The sequence below is a fragment of the Streptococcus sp. 27098_8_73 genome, assembly GCF_041432495.1.
Classification (GTDB): domain Bacteria; phylum Bacillota; class Bacilli; order Lactobacillales; family Streptococcaceae; genus Streptococcus.
Genome location: NZ_JAPVZT010000001.1, coordinates 129,621 through 154,002, shown reverse-complemented (window position 1 = coordinate 154,002; position 24,382 = coordinate 129,621). Strand labels below are relative to the sequence as shown.

Genomic DNA, 24,382 nt, shown 5'->3' with positions numbered 1-24,382 from the left:
TGATGATGAAGTCCAGTACTAAAACAGCAGCATTGAGTTCATATGTAAATACAGCTATTAGAGACTACATGAAAAATCATGATGAGTCAGTCGAATTTCCTCAGGAGATCTGGGAAGTAATGACGACGGATTTGGATATTTTTTCACCGATTTTGTCAGAAGACTATCAGGCTTTGGCTTCTGATTTTATCAGCTCTATTCGAATGATTTCGAATGAGTTTCCAGCTCTTTCAACTATATTGCTGACCCAAGGTTGTTATGGTGTTTATCCGATTTTGAAGTTTGGTACAGGGCAACAGAAAGAGCGTTATCTGGACAAGTTGGTAAAGGGAACTTGTAAAGCAGGTCTTGGGTTTTCTGAGTCCAAACATCTAAATAGTCTGGCAGATTTGGAGACCCATGCGGTCAAGACAGAGACAGGTTGGCAACTTTCGGGAGAGAAAGCTAAGGTGTCAAATAGCAGCATTGCAGACATTCTCTTGGTATTAGCTAAAGTAAGGGAAACTGGAAAGCCTGATTCTTACGGCTTCTTCATTGTGGAGACGAATGCTTCGGGTGTGCTCATTGGTGAGCAGATAGAAAAGCAAGGTTTACTAGGACTTCCACTAAGTTCTGTTACCTTAGATAATGTACACCTGCCGGAAACTGCCTTATTAGGCGGAGTCTTGGCTGGAAATGAGCAATTTAATGATATCATAAAGAATATGCAACTTGGCTTGAGTGCGGTTGCTTTAGGAGTTGCCGAAGGTGCTTTTCATAAGGGTCTTGAGTTTGCACGTGTAAAAAGAGGATTCGGCAAGCGACTGATGGATGTTGAGTTGCATCAGTATAAGTTCGCAGATTTGTACAATAAAATTTGTGCTGCAGATGCCTATTTCTCATCCTATCCTAATCAAATAGAAGAAGATTCCAAGTTTGTTGCACGGATAAAGCTATATATGACTAAGGTAGCGCTAGAGGTTACAGATGAAATTCTCCGTCTTATCGGGCCTTTACAAAAATTTGATCATGTGAATATCAAACGCTATTTTAAAGATGCTGAAATTATTGAAAATTATGGACGGTCAGGGAATTCGATCAGAAAAGAAATCGCAGAGAGATGGTTAAAGGAGTAAAAGATGACAGAACTCAAATTACAGGAGTATCAGTTTGGGGAAATGAAGCTGACTTGGTTGCGTGGAGCGGATAAGCTCACAGATGCAGGCACCTTGTTTGGCCCGGTACCAAAGGTTGTTTGGTCACGTTATTATCCAACAACAGAAGAAAATATGATGGCTGAACTAACAGATCCGATTTTGATTCAATACAAGGGGCAGAATTATTTAATTGATGCGAGTTTTGATACGGCTAAGCTGTCTGATAAACAACGCCGCAATCTCGGTATTCTTTCTGAGAGCCGTGTTGAAGAAAGCTTGGCACTCTTGGGATTAAAGCCAGAAGATATTTCCCATATTTTAATGACACACATGCACCATGATCACTCTGGCGGTTTGACTAGACTAGATGAAAACAATCAGCTTGTTTCAAAATTCCCAAATGCAAAGATTTTTGTAAATGAGATAGAATGGTACGAAATGCGAAATCCCAATAGTCGGACAAGGGGAACTTATCTGAAGGAAAATTGGGAGCCAATCCAGGATCAGGTTGAAACTTTTACTGAATATCTGAACGTCATTCCAGAAATTCAAATGGTTCATACAGGCGGTCACAGTAACGGTCACAGCATCATCTTACTCAAACAGGGCGAGGAAACCATGATTCATATGGCTGATTTGGTGCTGACTCATGCTCATCGGAAACCTCTGTGGGTTGCTGCAGTAGATGATTATCCGATGCGCTCAATCGTTGCTAAGGACAAATGGCTCAAAGAAGCTTTTGAAAACCACTATAAGTTTTTCTTTTACCACGATCAATTTTTCGCAGTTGCTGAGTTTGACCAGACTGGCGAGGAGTTTGTTGATTATGTGACTAGGATTCGTGAACCGCGAGTTCCATTCACAGATAAGCAGGATCGCAAACCGTCATTTTTATAAGAATAGAGAATCGCTTCTGTCAGTTTGAGGGAGCGATTTTACTATTTTATTCTCTATTTTTTTGGTATAATGAGATACTAGAAGATTGTAAGAAAGAGGTTTTTAATGGCAACGATTCAATGGTTTCCAGGGCACATGTCCAAGGCTCGGAGACAGGTTCAAGAAAGTATTAAATTTGTAGATTTTGTGACGATTTTGGTGGATGCGAGATTGCCCTTGTCCAGTCAAAATCCCATGTTAACCAAAATTGTTGGAGATAAGCCTAAGTTGTTGATTTTAAATAAGGCAGACTTAGCGGATCCAAACTTAACCAAGGAATGGCAGGCCTATTTTGAAAGTCAGGGAATCAAAACCTTGGCCATTAACTCTAAGGAGCAATCTGCAGTCAAAAAAGTGACCGAAGCAGCTAAGAAATTGATGGCTGATAAGCTCGCTCGCCAGCGGGAAAGAGGAATTCAAATCGAAACCTTGCGGACCATGATTATTGGGATTCCCAATGCTGGGAAGTCAACGCTGATGAACCGACTGGCTGGTAAGAAAATCGCGATAGTCGGCAATAAACCAGGGGTCACCAAAGGTCAGCAGTGGCTCAAGTCCAATAAGGATTTGGAAATTCTAGATACACCGGGGATTCTCTGGCCCAAATTCGAAGATGAAAAGGTGGCTTTGAAACTCGCTTTGACGGGTGCTATCAAGGATAATTTGCTGCCTATGGATGAGGTCACGATTTTCGGACTCAATTATTTCAAAGAGCATTATCCCAAGGCATTGCAGGAGCACTTTAAGCAGTTGGATTTAGAGCTGGAAGCGCCAGACATGATTATGGATATGACCCAGAAATTGGGCTTTAGAGAGGAATACGATCGTTTTTACAGTCTCTTTGTCAAGGAAGTGCGTGATGGCCGTTTAGGTCGCTATACACTGGATGGTCTGGAGGAATTGGATGGCCACGATTAAGGAAATCCAAGAGCAGTTGGCTCAAGTATCTGACTTGCAGGATCCGCTTTTTCAGGAATTGAAGCAGGATGAGCGAAGCGGTGTTCAAAAGCTATTACTCAAGCGCCAAAAAGAAATCCAATCAGAGCTAGATGAAGACTTACGCCTAGAGTACATGCTGCGCTATGAAAAAGAACTCTATAGTCAAGGATTTCAGGCGATTGCTGGCATTGATGAAGTCGGACGAGGTCCCTTAGCTGGTCCAGTGGTTGCAGCAGCAGTCATTCTGCCTCCTAACTGCAAAATCAAAGGTCTGAATGACAGTAAAAAGATTCCTAAGAAAAAGCATGAGGAAATTTACCAAGCAGTACTAGATCAGGCTTTGTCCGTTGGCTTGGGCATTATGGACAATCAAACGATTGACCGAGTCAATATCTATGAAGCGACCAAGCTAGCTATGACAGAAGCGGTAGCTCAGCTCAAGATAAAGCCGGATTACCTTTTGATTGACGCGATGAAGTTAGACTTGCCCTTGCCCCAGCAGTCTATTATTAAGGGCGATGCCAATTCCCTGTCCATCGCAGCGGCTTCTATCGTAGCCAAGGTGACGAGGGACAAGATGATGGCGGAATTTGATCAGGTTTATCCAGGCTATGACTTTGCCCAGAATGCTGGTTATGGTACCAAATTGCATCTGGAAGGACTGGACAAATACGGTGTCACACCGATTCACCGCAGAAGCTTTGAACCGATCAAATCCATAACAAATTTATAAGAAATCCTAATCGTTATGGGGAGACAAGTATGACTAGTGAATACCAAAAAATGATTGCAGGAGAGAACTATAGTCCTCAAGATCCTGAATTGAGAGCATTGGCTACTCGCTCGCGAGAGTTTCAGTATCGTTTTAACCAAGAACGAGATATTGAGAAACGCAGCTCTATCGCCAAGGAGTGGTTCGGCAGTACAGGGGAGAATCTGTGGTTGCATCCAGATTTGGTCTGTGATTATGGAGTTAACATTCACTTGGGGGAAAATTTCTATTCCAACTGGAATTTGACCATGCTGGATGTCTGTCCTATTACCATTGGAAAGAATGCCATGCTGGGGCCCAATTGCCAGTTTTTGACACCGCTGCATCCGCTTGATCCAGTGGAACGAAATTCCGGTATTGAATACGGGGCGCCTATTAATATTGGTGACAATTTCTGGGCTGGTGGTGGTGTAACCATTCTGCCTGGAGTGACACTGGGAGATAATGTCGTAGTTGGAGCTGGTTCAGTGGTGACCAAATCATTCGGCGATAATGTAGTCTTAGCCGGCAATCCTGCTAAGATTATTAAGGAAATTCCTATTCATAAAGAATAAAAGAACTTAACCATTTTCTCAATAATTAATCGAATAAGAAACAAGGAACTGTATTGCAGTTCTTTTTTTGAACTTTTTTACGAATAAGAAAGTGAGGTGATAAAAATGAATAATTTTGAAATTTATAAAATGAAAAAAGCTGGCTTGACCAATCAACAGGTCTTAAATATCTTGAGGTATGCAGAAAATAAAGAAGGAGAGCTATCTTTACGAGACAAGGCCGTCGTCTCTGAGTGTCGCAATCCCGCACTCTTTATGGAAAAGTACAAGCGACTTGATTTACCAGCTTTGAAAGAAGAATTTGAACGTTTTCCGTCCTTTTCAATCTTGGATGATGTGTATCCTTGGGATCTATGCGAGATTTACGATGCACCGACTTTGCTATTTTATCAAGGAAATCTAAACTTGCTAGAAATGCCCAAGATAGCCATTGTCGGTAGTCGAGACAGCAGTAAGCAGGGCAATGCTGCTGTGCAGAAAATCATCAAGGAGTTGAATAATGAACTGGTTATCGTCAGCGGACTGGCTCGTGGGATTGATACCGTGGCCCACATGGCTGCCCTGCAAAATGGTGGCCAAACTATTGCTGTCATTGGGACGGGACTAGATGTCTTCTATCCCAAGGCCAATCAAAAACTGCAGGCTTATATTGGCAAAAATCATCTATTGGTGACGGAGTATGGGCCAGGTGAGCAACCCTTGAAATTCCATTTTCCAGAGCGAAATCGTATCATCGCAGGTCTTTGTCGAGGCGTTATCGTGGCAGAAGCCAAGATGCGCTCAGGCAGTCTGATTACCTGTGAGAGGGCAATGGAAGAGGGGCGGGATGTCTTTGCCATTCCAGGGTCAATTTTAGATGGAAAATCTGACGGTTGTCATCATTTGATTCAAGAGGGCGCAAAGTGCATCACATCGGGATCTGACGTCCTATCTGAGTTCCAATTCTAAAACAAGTTTTCCTATAGAGAATGTTGTGAGTTGACATCTATCAAAAAATAGTTTACACTCTATGAGATTTATTTCTTATAGAAGGTGTCTAATTTGGTAACAAAAACAAAGAAAAAGTCTACGACCAAGAAAAATCTTGTCATCGTAGAGTCGCCTGCTAAGGCAAAAACAATAGAAAAATATCTGGGACGAAACTACAAGGTTCTGGCCAGTGTCGGGCATATTCGTGACCTGAAAAAGTCTACGATGTCCATTGATTTTGAGAACAACTATGAGCCTCAATACATCAATATTCGTGGTAAAGGTCCGTTGATTAATGACTTAAAAAAAGAAGCGAAGAAAGCCAAGCAAGTCTTTCTGGCGAGTGACCCGGACCGCGAAGGAGAAGCTATTTCTTGGCATTTGGCCCACATTCTCAATCTAGATGAGAAAGAGAAAAACCGTGTCGTCTTCAATGAAATCACCAAGGATGCGGTCAAGAATGCTTTTAAAGAGCCGCGTCAGATTGATATGGATTTGGTCAATGCGCAGCAGGCTCGCCGAGTTCTGGACCGCTTGGTTGGTTATTCCATTTCTCCAATTCTTTGGAAGAAAGTCAAAAAAGGCCTGTCAGCTGGTCGGGTGCAGTCTGTTGCTCTCAAGCTGATTATCGATCGGGAAAATGAAATCAATGCCTTCAAACCAGAAGAATACTGGACAATTGACGGAACCTTCAAGAAAGGGACTCGTCAGTTCCAGGCAAGCTTCTATGGCATGAATGGCAAGAAGATGAAGCTGACCAACAACGAGGATGTCAAAGAAGTCTTGTCTCATCTTAAGGGTGATGACTTTACTGTCGACAGCGTCGAAAAGAAAGAGCGTCGACGCAATGCTCCGCTGCCCTACACGACTTCCTCTATGCAGCAGGATGCCGCTAATAAGATTAATTTCCGGACTCGTAAGACCATGATGGTAGCTCAGCAGCTCTATGAAGGTATTAATATCGGCTCTGGCGTACAAGGTCTGATTACGTATATGCGTACCGACTCGACTCGTATCAGTCCAGTAGCGCAGAATGAAGCAGCAAGCTTTATCACGGATAAATTTGGCGCCAAATATTCTAAACATGGCAGTAAGGTGAAAAATGCTTCAGGAGCTCAAGATGCCCACGAGGCCATTCGTCCTTCCAGTGTTTTCAATACACCAGAAAGCATTGCAAAATATCTGGATAAGGATCAGCTTAAGCTATATACGCTAATCTGGAATCGCTTTGTAGCCAGCCAAATGACAGCAGCGGTCTTTGACACCATGAATGTCAAATTAGAGCAAAACGGTGTCCAATTTGCAGCTAACGGTAGTCAAGTTAAATTCGATGGTTATTTGGCTATCTATAATGACTCTGACAAGAATAAAATGCTGCCGGACATGGAAAAAGGTGATACCGTCAAGCGTGTCAATACATATCCAGAACAACACTTTACCCAGCCGCCAGCTCGCTATTCTGAAGCAACGCTCATCAAGACTTTGGAAGAAAATGGCGTTGGTCGTCCATCTACCTATGCACCGACCATTGAAACCATTCAGAAACGCTACTATGTTAAATTGGTTTCCAAGCGCTTTGAACCGACAGAATTGGGTGAAATAGTCAATGCGCTGATTGTCGAATTCTTCCCAGGCATCGTAAATGTGAAATTTACAGCCGAAATGGAAGCAAAACTGGATGATGTAGAAGTTGGCAAAGAGCAGTGGCAGAAAGTTATTGACGAGTTTTATCGACCTTTTGAAAAGGAAGTCGCTAAAGCCGAGACTGAAATGGAGAAAATCCAAATCAAGGATGAGCCAGCCGGTTTTGACTGTGAAGTCTGTGGCAGTCCAATGGTCATCAAGTTGGGTCGGTTTGGCAAGTTCTATGCCTGTAGCAATTTCCCAGACTGTCGTCATACCCAAGCTATTGTCAAGGAAATCGGCGTGACCTGTCCACAGTGTCAGGAAGGTCAAGTTATCGAGCGTAAGACTAAGCGAAATCGTATTTTCTATGGCTGTGATCGTTATCCAGACTGTGATTTCACATCTTGGGACAAGCCTGTTGGGCGTAACTGTCCAAAATGTGACCATTATCTAGTTGAAAAGAAAGTTCGTGGGGGCGGCAAGCAAGTGGTCTGCAGCAATGGCGACTATCAAGAAGAAAAAGTGAAATAATTAGCTTAGTAATCTTTTTGCATAATTTATATTATGTAAAAAGATTTTTTTATAAAAGGTAGGTACCTTTATGACAGATAAATTTGCAGAATTTCTAAAAATCGCGTCTCAACTGAACAAGATGGGAATCGTTCCACTGCTGATGGGTTCTCTAGGTCTGGAGCAGGTTACTGGTCAGGACTGGCAGGCGCGTGATATCGACATTCACGTTCACGGTGATGAGCGTGGCTGGGAAGCACCTGATGAAGAGCGTATTTATGATATGGACAAGATTGGGCCCATGATGGAGCGCTTGGGCTATCGTTTGGTCGACCTGCACGAGCATGAATTTCAAAAAGAAGGCTTGTCTATTGAATTCGGGGTCATGGAAACTTTGGAGTCCTTTTCAGGTGTGCCAATAGCGGAGCTGACTCGGAGAGAAGTGGAAAGTGTTGAATTTCTACTGCCTACTCCAGAGCAATTTCTGGCTATCTACCGTGCCTCTTCCCAAGATTCTTACCGAAATGATAATAACAATCGTAAAGATTTTGCTAAGATTGCTTATTTGGAAAAAATGACAAAATGATGGACAGAGAGGAATCCTCCTGTCTGTCTTTTTTACTGTCTTTTTGTTATAATGGTCAGAGTGAAAATCTAGAAATATCCAAGGGAGAGTATCATGTCATCATCCTATATTAATGTTATCGGAGCTGGTCTTGCTGGTAGTGAAGCGGCTTATCAGATTGCTAAGCGTGGAATTCCCGTCAAACTTTATGAAATGCGGGGTGTCAAGTCGACGCCTCAACACAAAACTGCGGACTTTGCAGAATTGGTCTGCTCTAATTCTCTGAGAGGAGATGCGCTGACCAATGCAGTCGGTCTGCTCAAGGAAGAAATGCGACGGTTGGACTCAGTCATCTTAAAGTCAGCAGAAGCGACTCGGGTGCCAGCAGGAGGTGCTCTAGCAGTTGATAGAGAAGGTTTTTCGCAGATGGTAACAGAGCTAGTGACCAATCATCCACTGATTGAAGTCATGCGCGAGGAAATCACCGAAATTCCAGAAGATGCCATTACAGTCATTGCGACAGGACCGCTGACTAGCGATACTTTGGCCGGAAAAATCCACGCGCTCAATGGAGGAGACGGCTTTTATTTCTACGACGCAGCAGCGCCAATCATCGATGTCAATACCATTGATATGACCAAGGTCTATCTCAAATCCCGCTATGACAAGGGCGAAGCAGCCTATCTCAACGCGCCCATGACCAAGCAAGAGTTTATGGATTTCCATGAGGCTTTGGTCAATGCGGAGGAAGCACCGCTCAATTCCTTTGAAAAAGAAAAATACTTTGAAGGCTGCATGCCTATTGAGGTTATGGCCAAGCGAGGCATTAAAACCATGCTTTATGGACCGATGAAGCCAGTTGGTTTGGAATACCCAGATGACTACCAAGGTCCTCGTGATGGAGACTTTAAGACGCCATACGCTGTTGTGCAGCTTCGTCAGGACAATGCAGCTGGCAGTCTTTACAACATCGTTGGCTTCCAGACTCATCTCAAGTGGGGAGAGCAAAAGCGTGTCTTTCAAATGATTCCTGGCCTTGAGAATGCAGAATTTGTCCGCTATGGTGTCATGCACCGAAATTCTTACATGGACTCACCAAATCTGCTAGAACAGACTTTCCGCTCTAAGAAACAGCCCAATCTTTTCTTTGCAGGTCAAATGACTGGAGTTGAAGGCTATGTCGAGTCAGCAGCTTCAGGTCTAGTTGCTGGTATCAATGCCGCTCGACTCTTCAAGGGAGAAGAAGCACTTGTTTTTCCAGAAACGACGGCTATTGGTAGCCTGCCTCATTATGTTACCCATGCTGACAGCAAGCACTTCCAACCGATGAATGTCAATTTCGGTATTATCAAAGAGCTAGATGGTCCTCGAATTCGTGACAAGAAAGAGCGCTATGAGAAGATTGCTGAGCGGGCCTTGCAGGATTTACAGGCTTATCTGGATAAATAATCTATTTTCTATCATTATCTAATAAAAATCATTAAAAAGTTAGGAATTTCCTAACTTTTTTTGCTTAATTTGTGATATAATAAATAAAAATTTTGAAAATAGAAAGTTTTCTGAAAATGAATAAATCCTATTTCTATCTTGATATGAAAACCCATGAGTTGGTGGTTCCTTACACCAAGCAAAAGCGGCGCGTGCGAGTGTTGCTTCCTAAAAATTATGAACAAGATACTAAAAAGACCTATCCTGTCGTCTATTTTCACGATGGCCAAAATGTCCTTTATAGCAAGGAGTCCTTCAGTGGCCATTCTTGGAAAGTGATTCCAACAATCAAGCGCAATCCTGATATTGAAAAAATGATAGTTGTGGCAATTGACAACGATGGACCACGACGAATGGATGAGTATTCTGCTTGGAAGTTTCAGGAGTCCAATATTCCTGGTGTCCAGTTTGGCGGCAAGGGCACAGAGTACGCAGAGTTTGTCATGGATGTCGTCAAACCTTTCATCGACGAAAACTATCGGACTAAGGCTGATCGCCAGCATACGGCTATGATTGGTTCTTCATTGGGTGGTAATATTACCCAGTTTATCGGGATTGAATATCAGGATCAGGTCGGCTGTCTGGGCGTTTTTTCATCAGCCAATTGGCTCCATCAGGAAGCTTTTGACCGCTATATAGAACGCCAGAAGTTACATCCAGACCAGCGAGTTTTCATCTATGTTGGTACGGAGGAAGCTGATGATACTGACAAGACCCTCATGGCAGGCAATATCAAACAAGCCTATATTGATTCTTCGCTCAGTTATTACCGTCAGCTGATTGCTGCTGGTGTGGAGCTGGACAATCTCTACATCAAAATCCAGTCAGGAGCGATTCACAATGAAGTGGACTGGGCGGAAAATCTACCTGACTGTTTCCGTTTTATCAGTGAAAAGTGGTAGAAAAAGAAGCTAAAAGGAGAAAACAAATGCATGTAGAATTTTTAAGTCATTGGAGCGGTCATCTGAACCGTGAAATGTATGTCAATCGTTACGGTCATGCTGGCATTCCAGTGGTAGTATTTGCCTCGTCAGGCGGTTCTCACAATGAATATGCTGACTTCGGCATGATTGAGGCCTGCTCTTGGTTCATCGAGACAGGGAAGGTGCAATTTTTTACCTTAAGTAGCGTAGATAGCGAAAGCTGGCTGGCGGACTGGAAACATCCCCATGACCGTGCTGAGATGCACCGTGCTTATGAGCGTTATGTTATTGAAGAGGCGATTCCTTTTATCAAACATAAGACAGGCTGGTTTGATCCAATGATGACGACAGGCTGCTCTATGGGCGCTTATCATGCCGTCAATTTCTTCCTCCAGCATCCAGATGTTTTCAATAAAGTAATCGCCCTCAGTGGTGTCTATGATGCACGTTTCTTTGTCGGTGACAATTTGAACGACGAAGCCATTTATCAAAACTCACCAGCTGACTATATATGGAATCAAAATGATGGTTGGTTTATTGACCGCTATCGACAAGCTGATATTATTGTTTGTACTGGTTTGGGCGACTGGGAGCAGGATGGCCTGCCTTCATTCTACACACTGAAAGAAGCCTGCGAGCACAAAAATATTCCAGCTTGGTTTGCTGAATGGGGCCATGATGTCTCTCATGATTGGATTTGGTGGCGCAAGCAGATGCCTTATTTCTTGAGCCAGTTAAACCTCTAAAATGTTAAGTAGAAAGGAAGTCTTACTATGAATTATATTGTTATTTCACCTTATTATCCAGAAAATTTCCAGCAGTTTACGATTGAGCTGGCTAACAAGGGTATTACAGTGCTTGGTATCGGACAGGAGCCCTATGAGCAGTTGGGCCCAGGTCTCCAGAACGCTTTGACAGAGTATTTCCGTGTTGACAATTTGGAAAATTTGGACGAAGTTAAACGTGCGGTAGCCTTCCTTTTCTACAAACATGGACCAATTGACCGCATTGAATCTCATAATGAATATTGGCTGGAGCAAGATGCCCAGTTGCGGGAACAATTTAACGTTTTTGGAGCCAAGCCAAATGACCTGAAAAAGACCAAATTCAAGTCTGAAATGAAGAAACTCTTCCAGAAAGCTGGTGTGCCAGTCGTTCCAGGCCAAGTTATCGAAAATCTATCGGACGTGGATCAGGCTGTCAAAAAAATCGGCCTGCCTCTGATTGCCAAGCCAGACAATGGGGTAGGAGCTGCAGCCACGTTTAAAATTGAAACAGCTGCAGATGTCGAGCATTTCAAGGCTGAGTGGGATCAGGAAACTGTCTATTTCTTTGAAAAATTTGTGACTTCTAGCGAGATCTGTACGTTTGATGGCCTGATTGATTCCGAAGGAAATATAGTCTTTTCAACGACTTTCGACTACGCCTACACACCGCTAGACCTCATGCTTTATAAAATGGATAATTCATACTATGTCCTCAAGGAGATGGATCCAAAACTTCGTGCTTATGGGGAAGCCATCGTCCAAGAATTTGGCATGAAAGAGCGCTTTTTCCATATCGAATTTTTCCGTAAAGACGATGATTACATAGCTATCGAATACAATAACCGTCCAGCAGGTGGTTTCACCATTGATGTTTATAATTATGCTCATTCGATTGATCTCTATCGTGGATACGCGAATATTGTTTCGGGTGAGCCCTTCCCTGAGTCAGACATGGAGCCGTTATTCTGTCTGGCAACGTCTCGTCGCGCAAGCTCACATTATGCCTATTCAGAGGCGGAGTTGTTAGAGAAGTATCGAGATAACTTTAAAGTCAAAAAAGACATGCCAGCAGCCTTCGCAGAGTTGCAAGGTGACTACCTCTACATGCTGACCACTCCAAGTCGAGAGCAGATGGAAGAGATGATTGCTGACTTTGGAAAGAAAGCAGAATGATCTTTTATAGTAAAAAGTTTCCTTACAGCGGTGAACATCCAGTCAGCATATATAATAATGTTGCGGAAATAGAATGAGAAGATAGTTTTGAATCTATTGAACCATTCAAAAAATCTAAGAATGATAGTTTGTGAAATATTTATTTTTATTTTATCAATCAGCGTATCTATGCGATATGCTGATTTTTCTTTGTGAAAAAATTTGAGCAAAAACTTTGACAGTGCTTACAATATTCGTTAGAATAGAAGGGAAATAAATAATGCTTATACCTTGTATCATTCGGAATGATAGGACAGCTAGAGCGCTTGGAATATTCATGTGTCCTAGTTCAACTTAAACAGTTGCAGTTGCCCGTACACACGATTGAATGGGGTTTTAGAAAGGCAAAGAAATGGCAACTTTAGATAAATCTCTCTTATTAGAGATGTTTCGTAAGATGGAAGAAATCCGTCGTATGGACTTAAAAATTGCACAACTTGTAAAAAAAGGGAAAGTTCCAGGCATGACTCACTTTTCAGTGGGTGAAGAAGCGGCCAACGTTGGTGCAATGTTAGCTTTAAATCCGGATGATTTAATCACTTCTAATCACCGTGGACATGGTCAAGCCATTGCCAAGGGCATTGACCTAAATGGTATGATGGCCGAGATCCTTGGTAAGTACAATGGTACTTGTAAAGGGAAAGGCGGCTCTATGCATATTGCCGATCTGGACGCTGGAAACCTTGGTGCTAATGGTATCGTAGGTGGCGGTATGGGGATTGCTGTCGGTGCGGCTCTTACTCAGCAAATGCAGAAGACAGGCAAGATTGTTGTCTGCTTCTTTGGTGACGGTGCGACCAACGAAGGTGTTTTCCACGAAGCAGTTAACATGGCTTCTATCTGGAATCTGCCAGTTATTTTCTACTGCATCAATAATGGTTATGGAATTTCTGCTGACATTAAGAAAATGACCAATTTAGAACATATCCATCAACGTAGCGCTGCATATGGTATTCCAGGCATGTTCATCGAAGACGGAAATAATGTTCTGGATGTCTATGAAGGCTTCCAAAAGGCTGTCGAGCACGTTCGTAGTGGTAAAGGACCAGTCTTGATCGAAAGTATCACTTATCGCTGGCTTGGTCACTCATCATCTGACCCTGGTAAATATCGTACTCGTGAAGAAGTGGAATTGTGGAAACAAAAAGACCCAATCGAAAATCTTCGCAAATACCTCATTGAAAACAATATTGCAAGTGCAGAAGAATTGGAAGAAATTCAAGCACAAGTCAAGGAAGCAGTAGAAGCTTCTGTTAAATTTGCGGAAGAAAGCCCATTCCCACCACTAGAATCAGCATTTGAAGATATTTACGCAGACTAAAGAGAGGAGAAAAAAGAAAATGGAAACTAAAACAATGTCATTTCGTGACACCATTATCCTCGCTATGTCTGAGGAAATGCGTCGCGATGAAAATGTACTCTTGATGGGAGAGGATGTCGGAGTTTTCGGTGGAGATTTCGGAACATCTGTTGGTATGCTGGAAGAATTTGGACCTGAGCGTGTACGCGACTGTCCGATTTCAGAAGCAGCGATTTCTGGAGCAGCAGCAGGAGCAGCCATGACAGGACTTCGCCCGATTGTTGATATGACCTTCATGGACTTCGCTGTAATTGCTATGGATAATATCGTCAACCAAGCGGCTAAAACTCGCTATATGTTTGGTGGTAAAGGGCAAGTTCCGATGACCATTCGCTGTGCGGCTGGTAATGGTGTAGGTTCTGCAGCTCAGCACTCCCAATCTCTAGAGTCTTGGTTTACGCATATCCCTGGACTGAAAGTTGTAGCTCCAGGTACACCTGCGGACATGAAAGGACTGCTCAAGTCTTCTATCCGCGATAACAACCCAGTCATCATTCTTGAGTACAAGTCAGAATTTAACCAAAAAGGGGAAGTGCCAGTTGATCCAGACTACACGATCCCACTTGGGGTAGGGGAAATCAAAAAAGAAGGTACAGATGTAACAGTTGTTACCTACGGAAAAATGCTGCGCCGTGTCATGCAGGCGGCTGAAGAATTGGCAGAAGAAGGTATCTCTGTAGAAGTCGTTGACCCACGTACATTGGTGCCACTTGATAAAGAAATTATCATCAATTCTGTTAAAAAGACTGGTAAGGTTGTTCTCGTCAACGATGCCCACAAAACAAGTGGTTATATCGGAGAGATTTCAGCGATTATTGCTGAGTCTGAAGCATTTGACTACCTGGATGCACCAATCCGCCGTTGTGCTGGAGAAAATGTACCAATGCCTTATGCACAAAACCTTGAAAATGCAATGATTCCAACAGTTGAAAGCATCAAAGACGCTATTCGGAAGACATATCATAAAGAATAAGGTATAATAAAGAAAAGGCTTTCTCATGGATTAGATTACATAGATTATTTTATGTAATCTAATCTTGTGTAGAGGTCCTAATAAGTACTTTTAATATTTATATTTAGTGTGGGCTAAGAGCTCAGAAAAAAGATAATTTACCTTGGTTTCATCGAAGCCAGTGTCGATTTCCTATTTTTCAATCGCTTTTAATGCCCTTTGTATCATGTAATTGAATTCGGACGGAGGTCTGCGAAAAAAAGATAGATTTCCTTGTGTTCATCGAACACATCGTCAATCTCCTATTTTTTCCTTGCCCTCTTCGTCCTTAATATCTTAGTATAGAATTGGAGAGGTCATGGCTGATGATAAGCTAAGAGCGACTCCTGCGGCTAGAAAGTTAGCGGATGATCTAGGGATCAACCTCTACGACATTTCTGGCTCAGGTGCAAACGGTCGTGTCCACAAAGAAGACGTGGAAACTTATAAAGACACAAATGTGGTTCGCATTTCGCCACTTGCAAAACGAATTGCCCTCGAACATAATATTGCTTGGCAGGAAATCCAAGGAACAGGTCATCGTGGTAAGATTATGAAGAAGGATGTTTTGGCCTTCCTTCCTGAAAATATCGAAAACGACACCATAAAGTCTCCTGCTCAAATCGAAAAAGTGGAAGAAGTTCCAGACAATATCACTCCTTATGGTGAAATTGAGCGTATTCCAATGACACCAATGCGTAAGGTTATCGCCCAACGTATGGTTGAATCCTACCTAACTGCGCCAACCTTCACGCTCAACTACGATGTCGATATGTCTGAGATGCTGGCTCTTCGTAAGAAAGTTCTTGAGCCAATCATGGAAGCAACTGGCAAGAAAATTACGGTTACAGACTTGCTTTCTCTCGCTGTTGTGAGAACATTGATGAAACACCCTTACATCAACGCTTCATTGACTGAAGATGGCAAGACCATTATCACTCATAATTATGTCAACCTTGCTATGGCGGTTGGTATGGATAACGGCCTAATGACACCAGTTGTCTATAATGCTGAAAAAATGAGCTTGTCAGAGTTGGTTGTAGCCTTCAAGGATGTGATTGGTCGTACATTGGATGGCAAATTGTCTCCAAGTGAACTGCAAAATTCAACCTTCACAATCAGTAACTTGGGAATGTTTGGTGTTCAGTCCTTCGGTCCTATTATTAACCAACCAAACTTAGCAATCCTCGGGGTTAGCTCAACAGTTGAGAAACCTGTAGTTGTAAATGGCGAGATTGTGATTCGTCCAATCATGAGCCTTGGATTAACGATTGACCACCGTGTCGTAGATGGTATGGCTGGTGCTAAGTTTATGAAAGATTTGAAAGCCTTGATTGAGAACCCAATCTCAATGTTGGTTTAAAAAATACAGTATTTATTTTTAGAGATATAGATAAAGGAAGTAAGACATGGCCTTAGAAGTAATTATGCCAAAAGCCGGCGTGGATATGACAGAAGGACAAATCGTCCAATGGAATAAAAAAGTCGGAGAATTTGTAAAAGAAGGAGAAATCCTTTTGGAAATCATGACTGATAAAGTCAGCATGGAATTGGAAGCCGAAGAAGATGGATACTTGATTGCCATCCTCAAAGGAGATGGTGAAACTGTCCCAGTAACGGAAGTCATTGGCTACCTTGGTGAAGAAGGGGAGAACATCCCAACAGCTGGAGCTGCAGCGCCAGAAGCTAGTCCTGCACCTGCAGCTAGTGCCTCAAGCGACGACGGTAAGAGCGATGATGCCTTTGATATCGTTGTGATTGGTGGAGGTCCTGCTGGTTATGTAGCAGCCATTAAAGCAGCCCAACTCGGTGGTAAGGTTGCCCTTGTTGAGAAATCAGAACTCGGTGGAACGTGCTTGAACCGTGGCTGTATCCCAACTAAGACCTACCTTCACAATGCTGAAATCATCGAAAACATCGGTCATGCAGCAAACCGTGGTATTGTCATCGAAAATCCAAACTTCACTGTAAATATGGATAAACTCCTTGAAACCAAGTCTAAGGTTGTCAATACTTTGGTTGGCGGCGTTGCAGGTCTTCTTCGTAGCTACGGAGTTACTGTTCATAAGGGAATTGGTACCATCACTAAAGATAAGAATGTCTTGGTAAATGGTTCTGAATTGCTTGAAACTAAGAAAATCATCCTTGCTGGTGGTTCAAAAGTCAGCAAAATTAACGTTCCTGGTATGGAATCATCACTCGTGATGACCAGTGATGACATCCTTGAAATGAACGAAGTTCCAGAGAGCCTCGTAATCATCGGTGGTGGAGTTGTCGGTATCGAACTCGGTCAGGCCTTCATGACATTTGGTTCAAAAGTAACTGTTATCGAAATGATGGACCGTATTGTTCCAGCTATGGATGCGGAAGTGTCTAAGAATCTTCGCTTGATTTTGGAACGCAAAGGCATGACTATCTTGACAGGCACAAAGCTCCAAGAAATCATCGAGGAAAATGGTCACCTTCGTATCAAGGTTGAAGGTAAAGATGATATCATCGCAAGCAAAGCTCTTCTCTCAATTGGTCGTGTTCCAGACCTTGAAGGTATTGGAGATGTTGAGTTTGAATTGGATCGTGGACGTATCAAGGTCAACGAATACATGGAAACTTCTGTTCCAGGTATCTACGCACCAGGTGATATCAATGGTACTAAGATGTTGGCGCACGCAGCCTTCCGTATGGGTGAAGTTGCTGCTGAAAATGCCCTCAAAGGAAACCATGCTGTTGCTAAATTGAACTTGACTCCGGCAGCCATCTACACTCTTCCTGAAGTAGCAGCAGTAGGTCTCACAGAAGAACAAGCTCGTGAAAAATACGATGTAGCCATTGGTAAATTCAATTTTGCAGCTAACGGTCGTGCCATTGCATCTGATGCTGCTCAAGGTTTCGTAAAAGTTATCGCCGATAAGAAATACGGAGAAATCCTTGGTGTTCACATCATTGGTCCTGCAGCTGCAGAATTGATCAACGAAGCATCAAGTATTATCGAAATGGAAATCACTGTTGAAGAAATGCTGAAGACCATCCACGGACACCCAACTTATTCAGAAGTAATGTACGAAGCGTTTGCGGATGTTTTGGGAATGGCTATCCACTCACCTAAGAAAAAATAAATCGAAGATAGTTCAGACTGGAAAGATATTTTCCAGTCTCTATCATATAAAGGGATATCATGAAATATATTATCAATCATTCAAACGACACTGCCTTTAATATTGCCTTGGAAGAATATGCCTTTAAACACCTTTTGGATGAGGACCAAATCTTCCTACTTTGGATCAATAAACCATCTATCATTGTCGGGCGGCATCAAAATACTATCGAAGAAATCAACCGCGATTATGTGCGGGAACATGGTATTGAAGTGGTTCGTCGCATTAGTGGTGGTGGAGCTGTCTACCACGATTTAAACAACCTCAACTACACGATTATTTCCAAAGAAGATGAGAATAAAGCTTTTGATTTCAAATCTTTCTCAACTCCAGTTATCAATACCTTGGCTCAACTCGGTGTTAAAGCTGAATTTACAGGCCGTAATGACCTTGAGATTGACGGTAAGAAATTCTGTGGAAATGCTCAAGCCTATATCAATGGGCGTATCATGCACCACGGTTGCTTGCTCTTTGACGTTGATTTATCAGTCCTTGCTAACGCCCTCAAGGTTTCAAAAGATAAATTTGAATCAAAAGGCGTGAAATCCGTCCGTGCCCGTGTAACCAATATTATCGATGAATTGCCAGAAAAAATCACAGTTGAAGAATTCCGTGATTTACTACTGGAATACATGAAAAAAGAGTATCCAGAAATGACAGAATACGTTTTTTCTGAGGAAGAATTGGCCGAAATCAATCGTATCAAGGATACTAAGTTTGGAACTTGGGACTGGAACTACGGTAAATCGCCTGAATTTAACGTCCGTCGTGGAACAAAATTTACCAGCGGTAAGGTTGAAGTTTTTGCCAACGTCATTGAATCAAAAATCCAAGATATTAAGATCTATGGTGACTTCTTTGGTATCGAAGATGTTGCAGCTGTAGAAGATGTCCTTCGTGGCGTGAAATACGAACGAGAAGATGTACTTAAAGCTCTAGAAACTATTGATATCACACGCTACTTTGCTGGTATTAGCCGTGAAGAAATCGCTGAAGCAGTGGTGGGATAAAATCATAAGAGATTCGCTTTTGCGGATCTCTTTTTTGGACTCAGTTTTACCTATAAATAGTTTCTAATATATTACTTTTATGGTATTATATAGATGGATAAAGTCGTTTGAAAAGCTTGAAGTATCTCTCTTCAACCTCCCCTTAGAAAGTGTGATCTTATGAAACGAGTCTTTATTATCTTTTCTAATCTTTTTGTCACCAGCTTTCTTCTTTGGGTTGCCTTTATTTCACCAAATACGGTCATCCACCGAAGTCTCCCTGTGGTAGGAGTTCTTAAGCAAGAAAGGACTGTCACCTATGAGGAGCTTTCGGCCAACTTAGATCAGTTAGCAAGGGAAAGCAATAGTGTAATTGCTCGCCAGATTCAACAAACGGATTCGCAAGGTCAGGTCAAGTTCTCCTATGATATCTACGGAGAGGGAGAGCTTCCAAAGGGCATCAAAAAAGCAGATAAAGAAGTCGCTTCTAAGAAAAGCTTACTTACCAATTACTATATACTCTCAGGGAAGTTACCACTCGAAAAGTTGGATCAAAAACTACACGAACTTGGTTTCTCAAAGACTTTCATGAATAAGCCTAATCTCTTGCAGAATTTTATGGCATTTTTTGGTTCCGGTTCCCAATCCTTGGCCTTGGTTATTTTTATTCTTAGCTTTAGTGCATTGGCCATTATTCAAAAAACACTTGAATTGAGGAGTGCAGGGATTCGTTATATTGCAGGGATGAGACGGTACCAACTCTTTGGACGTTCTCTCATGGAAGACAGCAGAGAGCTGCTTTTAGGATGTATTGGAGCCAGTGCCTTAGGATCCATTTTGATTTATTGTTTACAATTAACCCCCTTTGCCTATTCCTTCATTATTTCAAGTAGTATCATTTATAATACGCTCTTGCTCATCGTATCTATTCTCCTGTCCTTTATATTTGCATTTAGCATCCAGACGGTGCACTTGGTTAGCCTTTTAAAAGGGAAAATTCCAGTAAAAAGGATTTTAGTTTTTCTCTTTACCTGTCAATTTCTCGCTGTTGCTCTCATTGGCCTTGCTATCCATCGGGTCAGTATCTATGGTTCTAGCTGGCAGACTTACCAAGAGGGGAAAGTAGCTTGGTCTAAAGAGATGAATTGGGTTCAAATTGGTGTAAATCGGGAGGATTTTTCACAGAGTACAAACAAAGAGACGCAAATTGAGAACAGAGCAAAATGGTCTAAGCTCATCGAGTCTGGCATCGAAAAAGGTGGTCTCTTGGTCTATCATCAGCTCGCATCTTTTGATTCAAAAGGCTTCATGAATGATCCTAGAACAGGGAGAGATCTTTCGATCACAGATTACGATCCTCTTGCCAATACCCTGTATGTCACTCCAAATTATCTTGATATCCAAAGAATCTCAGTTTCCCCTGAGGAAAAAGAGCGCTTGAATCACTTGCAAGCTGGAGAATTTGGACTCTTGCTCCCTGAAAAGTTGAAGGGTCAAGAAGAGGAGTTGAAAAAACGGTATGAAGATTATCTGACTCCTAGAGATGAACAAGGAAAGAGTCAGTTGCCCATGAAAGCACGGGTGACCTATCTTCCTAACAACCAAAAACGCTTTATTTACAACAATACACCTATGAACTATCAGCAATTCTTGACCGATCCGATTTTGGTTGTTGTTCGGCCTAGAAGCCTTGGTGGCTACAACAATCCTTATTTCTCTCAGCTCAATTCTTATCTGTATTTTGATGGACTTGATAAAAGTAAGAAGCTAATAGCTGAGCATGGGCTTGAAAAAAACGTGAGTCAATACGACTATGCAGCGGCTGTCTATCAGCAGATGATGCAATCCATTCAATTAGAGAACCTCATGGCCATTGCTGGGGGTGTCTTCGGAATGGCGACCTCCATTCTACTCTTTAACACTATGAATTTTCTCTATTTTGAAGAGTTTAGAAGACCGATCTTTCTGAAGAAGATTGCGGGTATGGACTTTTTGAAAATTCACCAAAGCATGCTCGTATTGGAGATTGTCATGCTGTTATTAGGTAGTGTCCTGATTTTCTTTCTCACACAGGAATGGTGGATCGCTCTCGTCACGCTTTTATTACTTGCGACCAATGCTTGGCTGATTCTCCTTTATCGCTCGCATAAAGAGGAGCATTTCTTACCCATTATTCTGAAAGGAGCCTAATATGATTAAAATAGAACACCTGGCAAAATCATTTGGAGAACGGACTGTCTTTCAGGATATCAATCTGCAATTTGCAGCAGGAAAGGTCTATGCTCTAATCGGAAATAGCGGTTGTGGCAAAACAACCTTACTCAATATTCTAGCCAAACTAGAACCTTATGATAAGGGAATCATCAGCTACCGAGGGCAAGAGCTTAAGCAAATCAAATCTCATCACTTTTTTAAGGATGAATTAGGCTATCTCTTTCAAAACTTTGGTCTTCTTGAAAACGAGACCGTAGCTGCCAATTTAGAACTTGGATTGATTGGTCAAAAATTGACTAAACAAGAGAAGAAGCAGCGAGAAGAAGAAGTCTTAGAAAGGGTGGGATTGAATTATCTCACACTCGATCAAAAAATCTATGAATTATCAGGCGGAGAAGCGCAACGTGTCGCCTTGGCTAAAGTCATCCTCAAGGATCCTCCTTTGATTTTAGCAGATGAATTGACTGCAGCACTCGATCCAGAAACTTCACAAGAAATTATGAACTTGCTTTTATCATTGAAAAAGACAGACCGCTTGATGATTATTGCAACGCATAACCCAGCGATTTGGGAAAAAGCCGATGAAGTGATTCGGTTAAATATTATTTAAGTCAAGTAAAAATGCTCTATGATTTTTTGTTCATAGAGCATTTACTGTTGCATGTGTCATAATTTTAGTTCTGTAAACTAAAGTTTATCCAGAGCATTCTTTTGCTCATCATTGACAATGTGGGTGTAAAGGTCAGTGACTTGGGTACTAGCATGCCCTAGCTGATGGCTGACGAGAACTTGAGATTTGGTTGCATCATACAAACGTGTAGCAAGCGTATGGCGGAGTTTGTGAGGTGTCACCCGCACCTTGAAGTCCTCAGAATACTTGGCTACCATTTTCTCGACACTGGAAGCATCGATTCGATTCGGAATGCCGCGGTATTCAGTCAAAAAGAAGGCTGTATCTGTCTTTTCGGCCTTGTATCGTTTGCTACGAATGCTCAGATATGCCTCTAAATAGGGCTTAGCAAAAGCAGCAACATTGACAGAGTCCCTTTTTCCACCTTTTCTTGTCACTTCAATGACCATCATTTTTAGATTGATATCTTTCAGATCCAGATTGACAGCTTCAGACAGACGAACACCAGAGGCTAGCAGCAAGGCAATGATGGCTAAATCTCGTTCTTTGTTCTTGTTAAAAGAAGATAGAGCGCGATTAGAGAGCTTCTTAGGGTACTCCGTATCGATATACTGGAGAAATTCCTCGGTTTCATCCCCTAAAAAGAGCTTCTGTTTGATGTTCTCCGCACGAGCAGCCAGAGTTTCCTTTTTCTTTTTGGTAGCCACCTTTTTCATCACATTTCGATAGAAGTAGGGCTCACCCTGCTCATTTTCTACTTCCTCAGTCAAATATTTGTAGAGACTGGATAAAGCTGAAAGAGTCCGGTTGATGGTTGTCTGGGAAACACCATTTTGGGTCGTATTAGCATTGAGGAGCGGCCGCTCCCGCAAATAAAGAATGAAGGCCTCCATGTCTTTCTTGCTCATATTTTCCAAAACCGAGAGAGGAATCTCAGCAATCTCTGAAGCGTCAGATATACCAGAGTCTAAAACCCAGCGAAAAAATCGATCGTATTCTTTAAGATATTCATACAAGGTCGTAAAGCTATAGGGTACCGCCAGCTTGGATTGGTAGTATTCTAGAACGTACCAGGGCATGATTTGCTTCAGCTTATCAATTCGTTCCAATAAAATCTCGCGTTTCATTCCATCTTCCTCATGATTTTTCTATAAAAGAAGTATAGCATATCTAGATATATTTTTCAAGAAAATTATAGTTTTTCGGAAAGATGATGGAGGGAGGTAAGCAATCTGACTTTACTACAAAACAGATAATAAAAACAAGACAGAATTGAGAAACTCAACTCTGTCTTGTTTCACTAAAACTTATTCTTCTAATTTAATTTTTTGAAAATAATCCAGTTGCCATTTTTGTGTTGCCTGAGCTGTTTTATTTAAATGTGTGCACCAGGACGGATAAAACCGCATAGCCATCTTTCCTTTACAATCCTTTGTAGAAAGAATTTTTTTACTGGTAGCCACCTCTTTGGGAATGATAAATATACCGCAATGACGGTTGTCGATGACGACAATAACCAGTTCATCACCCAAGTCTTTATCAGTATAAGGAATATTCTTGTTGTCTTGGTCTTTTTTCCAAAAGACTGTAAAGTAGCCTTCTTTTTTAGGTGTTTTCTTTGCCAAACGGCATCTTTTATATTCTTGATCATTATCCTTTGGCTTAATCAAAATACTTTCATAGTCTTCATTCCATTTTTCATTTATCAGATCAAAGTCACCATAATACCTATGAAGAATGTCTGTCATTTTCATTCTTTTATCGCCTTTCTAATTTCTTACCAAAATTAAATTATGTAAAATAATTACTAGAATAAAAAACCTTTAATCAAATTAATTACTTGTTCATTTTGTGGTAGAGATGAATGATGGGCAGCCTTGCCTGTGATGACGACCTCTCTATACGAAGCAATCTTTCCTTTGTAAATCAAACTCCCAGCCTCTACACTGCTTCTATGGACAATTCCGTCACCGTCTCGGAAAAAGATTCCTAAAATTGATAAATGCTGCAGCTTCTTAGGCAGTTTTCGTTGGTTGGCTACAAATTCATCTAGCATTGGGACTCGATGATTAAGGTTTTTCTTGTTTAGATTATAAGGGCTGCCAATAGTCAGGAGCTTTTCCATCTCCAATCCAGAATGGTTTGCCAGGTATTGCTGCAGGAATACTGTATAAACCAGTCCGCCATTAGAATGCCCCAAGCCTTTAAAACTGGTAAAAGGGTATTTCTCTCGCAAAACAGTTATGGCAGCGTTAAACATAGCAGCCTGCTTCTTGATATTTTTGTAACCATCGCGATTATTCTGAAAACCAATCACAAAAATGGGGTTTCTGTCCTTTCGCTTCAAATGCCCACGATAAGTCATGTGACCGTCATTCCATACTTTTATACGAATCAGACTATGGTGAGGATGCTGGCCGTGGTTGAGCTTTCTAACCATTTTGTTAAAACGATTCTCTGTCGCTGAACTGCCGGGAATCATGATGATTGGTTCTATATCAACTTTACTCAAGGGCATATGACTGATGGGATGGGAAGGGAGTTTGTTTTGTATTTTGATGTAAAGCTGAATCAGGTACCTAATAAACTTTTTCATTTCTTTTTTCCTAAGTGTACAAAATAAGCTACATAAAATAAATTATGTAACT

Annotated in this window: 22 protein-coding genes; 19 read left to right on the top strand and 3 right to left on the bottom strand. The window is 41.8% G+C overall.

Features of this window, described 5'->3' with window-relative positions:
* The first annotated feature begins 2 nt into the window (after positions 1–2).
* The 19 genes from O3651_RS00810 to O3651_RS00720 all read left to right on the top strand — a co-directional run bounded on the left by O3651_RS00810 (position 3) and on the right by O3651_RS00720 (position 21,713).
* A complete protein-coding gene (locus tag O3651_RS00810) occupies positions 3–1,115 on the top strand; it encodes an acyl-CoA dehydrogenase family protein (RefSeq protein WP_371609237.1) in 1,113 nt (370 codons plus the stop codon).
* 3 nt (positions 1,116–1,118) lie between these two features.
* Positions 1,119–2,033, top strand: a complete 915-nt coding sequence (locus tag O3651_RS00805) for an MBL fold metallo-hydrolase (protein ID WP_061908988.1) — start codon at positions 1,119–1,121, stop codon at positions 2,031–2,033.
* 105 nt (positions 2,034–2,138) lie between these two features.
* The gene (ylqF, locus tag O3651_RS00800) at positions 2,139–2,990 is read left to right on the top strand and encodes a ribosome biogenesis GTPase YlqF (protein WP_371609236.1); all 852 of its coding nucleotides are present in this window, start codon (positions 2,139–2,141) and stop codon (positions 2,988–2,990) included.
* Positions 2,977–3,744 (top strand): ribonuclease HII, encoded by a 768-nt coding sequence (locus O3651_RS00795; protein ID WP_371609235.1) that lies wholly within the window; start codon positions 2,977–2,979, stop codon positions 3,742–3,744. The genes ylqF and O3651_RS00795 overlap by 14 nt, the downstream gene beginning before the upstream one ends.
* Positions 3,745–3,773: 29 nt before the next feature.
* Positions 3,774–4,337 (top strand): sugar O-acetyltransferase, encoded by a 564-nt coding sequence (locus O3651_RS00790; RefSeq protein WP_371609234.1) that lies wholly within the window; start codon positions 3,774–3,776, stop codon positions 4,335–4,337.
* Between the two features lie 105 nt (positions 4,338–4,442).
* A complete protein-coding gene (dprA, locus tag O3651_RS00785; protein ID WP_371609233.1) occupies positions 4,443–5,285 on the top strand; it encodes a DNA-processing protein DprA in 843 nt (280 codons plus the stop codon).
* Between the two features lie 84 nt (positions 5,286–5,369).
* Positions 5,370–7,463, top strand: a complete 2,094-nt coding sequence (gene topA / locus O3651_RS00780) for a type I DNA topoisomerase (RefSeq protein ID WP_371609232.1) — start codon at positions 5,370–5,372, stop codon at positions 7,461–7,463.
* A 70-nt stretch (positions 7,464–7,533) separates the two neighbouring features.
* On the top strand, positions 7,534–8,028 hold the full coding sequence (locus tag O3651_RS00775; protein WP_371609231.1) for a phosphoribosylanthranilate isomerase: 495 nt from the start codon (positions 7,534–7,536) through the stop codon (positions 8,026–8,028).
* 93 nt (positions 8,029–8,121) lie between these two features.
* A complete protein-coding gene (gene trmFO / locus O3651_RS00770) occupies positions 8,122–9,456 on the top strand; it encodes a methylenetetrahydrofolate--tRNA-(uracil(54)-C(5))-methyltransferase (FADH(2)-oxidizing) TrmFO (RefSeq protein WP_371609230.1) in 1,335 nt (444 codons plus the stop codon).
* Between the two features lie 116 nt (positions 9,457–9,572).
* The gene (locus tag O3651_RS00765; RefSeq protein WP_371609229.1) at positions 9,573–10,397 is read left to right on the top strand and encodes an alpha/beta hydrolase; all 825 of its coding nucleotides are present in this window, start codon (positions 9,573–9,575) and stop codon (positions 10,395–10,397) included.
* Between the two features lie 26 nt (positions 10,398–10,423).
* On the top strand, positions 10,424–11,164 hold the full coding sequence (locus tag O3651_RS00760) for an esterase family protein (protein WP_148886529.1): 741 nt from the start codon (positions 10,424–10,426) through the stop codon (positions 11,162–11,164).
* Positions 11,165–11,191: 27 nt separating this feature from the next.
* The gene (locus O3651_RS00755) at positions 11,192–12,358 is read left to right on the top strand and encodes an acetyl-CoA carboxylase biotin carboxylase subunit family protein (RefSeq protein WP_125390421.1); all 1,167 of its coding nucleotides are present in this window, start codon (positions 11,192–11,194) and stop codon (positions 12,356–12,358) included.
* Between the two features lie 391 nt (positions 12,359–12,749).
* Positions 12,750–13,718 (top strand): thiamine pyrophosphate-dependent dehydrogenase E1 component subunit alpha, encoded by a 969-nt coding sequence (locus tag O3651_RS00750; RefSeq protein WP_371609228.1) that lies wholly within the window; start codon positions 12,750–12,752, stop codon positions 13,716–13,718.
* Between the two features lie 19 nt (positions 13,719–13,737).
* On the top strand, positions 13,738–14,730 hold the full coding sequence (locus O3651_RS00745; RefSeq protein WP_371609227.1) for an alpha-ketoacid dehydrogenase subunit beta: 993 nt from the start codon (positions 13,738–13,740) through the stop codon (positions 14,728–14,730).
* Between the two features lie 337 nt (positions 14,731–15,067).
* Positions 15,068–16,111, top strand: a complete 1,044-nt coding sequence (locus O3651_RS00740) for a dihydrolipoamide acetyltransferase (protein WP_371609226.1) — start codon at positions 15,068–15,070, stop codon at positions 16,109–16,111.
* A gap of 46 nt (positions 16,112–16,157) precedes the next feature.
* Complete coding sequence (lpdA, locus tag O3651_RS00735; protein ID WP_371609225.1) at positions 16,158–17,861, top strand: dihydrolipoyl dehydrogenase; 1,704 nt, start codon at positions 16,158–16,160, stop codon at positions 17,859–17,861.
* Positions 17,862–17,920: 59 nt separating this feature from the next.
* The gene (locus O3651_RS00730) at positions 17,921–18,910 is read left to right on the top strand and encodes a lipoate--protein ligase (protein ID WP_169446089.1); all 990 of its coding nucleotides are present in this window, start codon (positions 17,921–17,923) and stop codon (positions 18,908–18,910) included.
* Positions 18,911–19,069: 159 nt separating this feature from the next.
* Positions 19,070–21,079 carry a DUF1430 domain-containing protein gene (locus O3651_RS00725; protein WP_371609224.1) on the top strand — a complete coding sequence of 670 codons (2,010 nt, stop codon included), beginning with the start codon at positions 19,070–19,072 and terminating at the stop codon, positions 21,077–21,079.
* 1 nt (position 21,080) lies between these two features.
* Positions 21,081–21,713, top strand: coding sequence for an ABC transporter ATP-binding protein (locus tag O3651_RS00720; RefSeq protein ID WP_371609223.1), 633 nt, complete (start codon positions 21,081–21,083; stop codon positions 21,711–21,713).
* A gap of 77 nt (positions 21,714–21,790) precedes the next feature.
* On the opposite strand, the gene xerS is transcribed toward O3651_RS00720, so the two are convergent.
* The 3 genes from xerS to O3651_RS00705 all read right to left on the bottom strand — a co-directional run bounded on the left by xerS (position 21,791) and on the right by O3651_RS00705 (position 24,330).
* Entirely contained in the window at positions 21,791–22,861 is a 1,071-nt protein-coding gene (gene xerS / locus O3651_RS00715) for a tyrosine recombinase XerS (protein WP_371609222.1), read from the bottom strand.
* 180 nt (positions 22,862–23,041) lie between these two features.
* Complete coding sequence (locus O3651_RS00710; RefSeq protein ID WP_371609221.1) at positions 23,042–23,488, bottom strand: MepB family protein; 447 nt, start codon at positions 23,486–23,488, stop codon at positions 23,042–23,044.
* Between the two features lie 53 nt (positions 23,489–23,541).
* Positions 23,542–24,330, bottom strand: coding sequence for an alpha/beta hydrolase (locus O3651_RS00705; RefSeq protein ID WP_371609220.1), 789 nt, complete (start codon positions 24,328–24,330; stop codon positions 23,542–23,544).
* Between the last annotated feature and the right edge of the window lie 52 nt (positions 24,331–24,382).

What these genes read in the sequence shown, in the direction of transcription:
- O3651_RS00810 (WP_371609237.1), top strand. Translation starts at nt 3, where the DNA reads ATGATGAAGTCCAGTACTAAAACAGCAGCATTGAGTTCATATGTAAAT.
- O3651_RS00805 (WP_061908988.1), top strand. Translation starts at nt 1,119, where the DNA reads ATGACAGAACTCAAATTACAGGAGTATCAGTTTGGGGAAATGAAGCTG.
- ylqF (WP_371609236.1), top strand. Translation starts at nt 2,139, where the DNA reads ATGGCAACGATTCAATGGTTTCCAGGGCACATGTCCAAGGCTCGGAGA.
- O3651_RS00795 (WP_371609235.1), top strand. Translation starts at nt 2,977, where the DNA reads ATGGCCACGATTAAGGAAATCCAAGAGCAGTTGGCTCAAGTATCTGAC.
- O3651_RS00790 (WP_371609234.1), top strand. Translation starts at nt 3,774, where the DNA reads ATGACTAGTGAATACCAAAAAATGATTGCAGGAGAGAACTATAGTCCT.
- dprA (WP_371609233.1), top strand. Translation starts at nt 4,443, where the DNA reads ATGAATAATTTTGAAATTTATAAAATGAAAAAAGCTGGCTTGACCAAT.
- O3651_RS00775 (WP_371609231.1), top strand. Translation starts at nt 7,534, where the DNA reads ATGACAGATAAATTTGCAGAATTTCTAAAAATCGCGTCTCAACTGAAC.
- trmFO (WP_371609230.1), top strand. Translation starts at nt 8,122, where the DNA reads ATGTCATCATCCTATATTAATGTTATCGGAGCTGGTCTTGCTGGTAGT.
- O3651_RS00765 (WP_371609229.1), top strand. Translation starts at nt 9,573, where the DNA reads ATGAATAAATCCTATTTCTATCTTGATATGAAAACCCATGAGTTGGTG.
- O3651_RS00760 (WP_148886529.1), top strand. Translation starts at nt 10,424, where the DNA reads ATGCATGTAGAATTTTTAAGTCATTGGAGCGGTCATCTGAACCGTGAA.
- O3651_RS00755 (WP_125390421.1), top strand. Translation starts at nt 11,192, where the DNA reads ATGAATTATATTGTTATTTCACCTTATTATCCAGAAAATTTCCAGCAG.
- O3651_RS00750 (WP_371609228.1), top strand. Translation starts at nt 12,750, where the DNA reads ATGGCAACTTTAGATAAATCTCTCTTATTAGAGATGTTTCGTAAGATG.
- O3651_RS00745 (WP_371609227.1), top strand. Translation starts at nt 13,738, where the DNA reads ATGGAAACTAAAACAATGTCATTTCGTGACACCATTATCCTCGCTATG.
- O3651_RS00740 (WP_371609226.1), top strand. Translation starts at nt 15,068, where the DNA reads ATGGCTGATGATAAGCTAAGAGCGACTCCTGCGGCTAGAAAGTTAGCG.
- lpdA (WP_371609225.1), top strand. Translation starts at nt 16,158, where the DNA reads ATGGCCTTAGAAGTAATTATGCCAAAAGCCGGCGTGGATATGACAGAA.
- O3651_RS00730 (WP_169446089.1), top strand. Translation starts at nt 17,921, where the DNA reads ATGAAATATATTATCAATCATTCAAACGACACTGCCTTTAATATTGCC.
- O3651_RS00725 (WP_371609224.1), top strand. Translation starts at nt 19,070, where the DNA reads ATGAAACGAGTCTTTATTATCTTTTCTAATCTTTTTGTCACCAGCTTT.
- O3651_RS00720 (WP_371609223.1), top strand. Translation starts at nt 21,081, where the DNA reads ATGATTAAAATAGAACACCTGGCAAAATCATTTGGAGAACGGACTGTC.
- xerS (WP_371609222.1), bottom strand. Translation starts at nt 22,861, where the DNA reads ATGAAACGCGAGATTTTATTGGAACGAATTGATAAGCTGAAGCAAATC.
- O3651_RS00710 (WP_371609221.1), bottom strand. Translation starts at nt 23,488, where the DNA reads ATGAAAATGACAGACATTCTTCATAGGTATTATGGTGACTTTGATCTG.
- O3651_RS00705 (WP_371609220.1), bottom strand. Translation starts at nt 24,330, where the DNA reads ATGAAAAAGTTTATTAGGTACCTGATTCAGCTTTACATCAAAATACAA.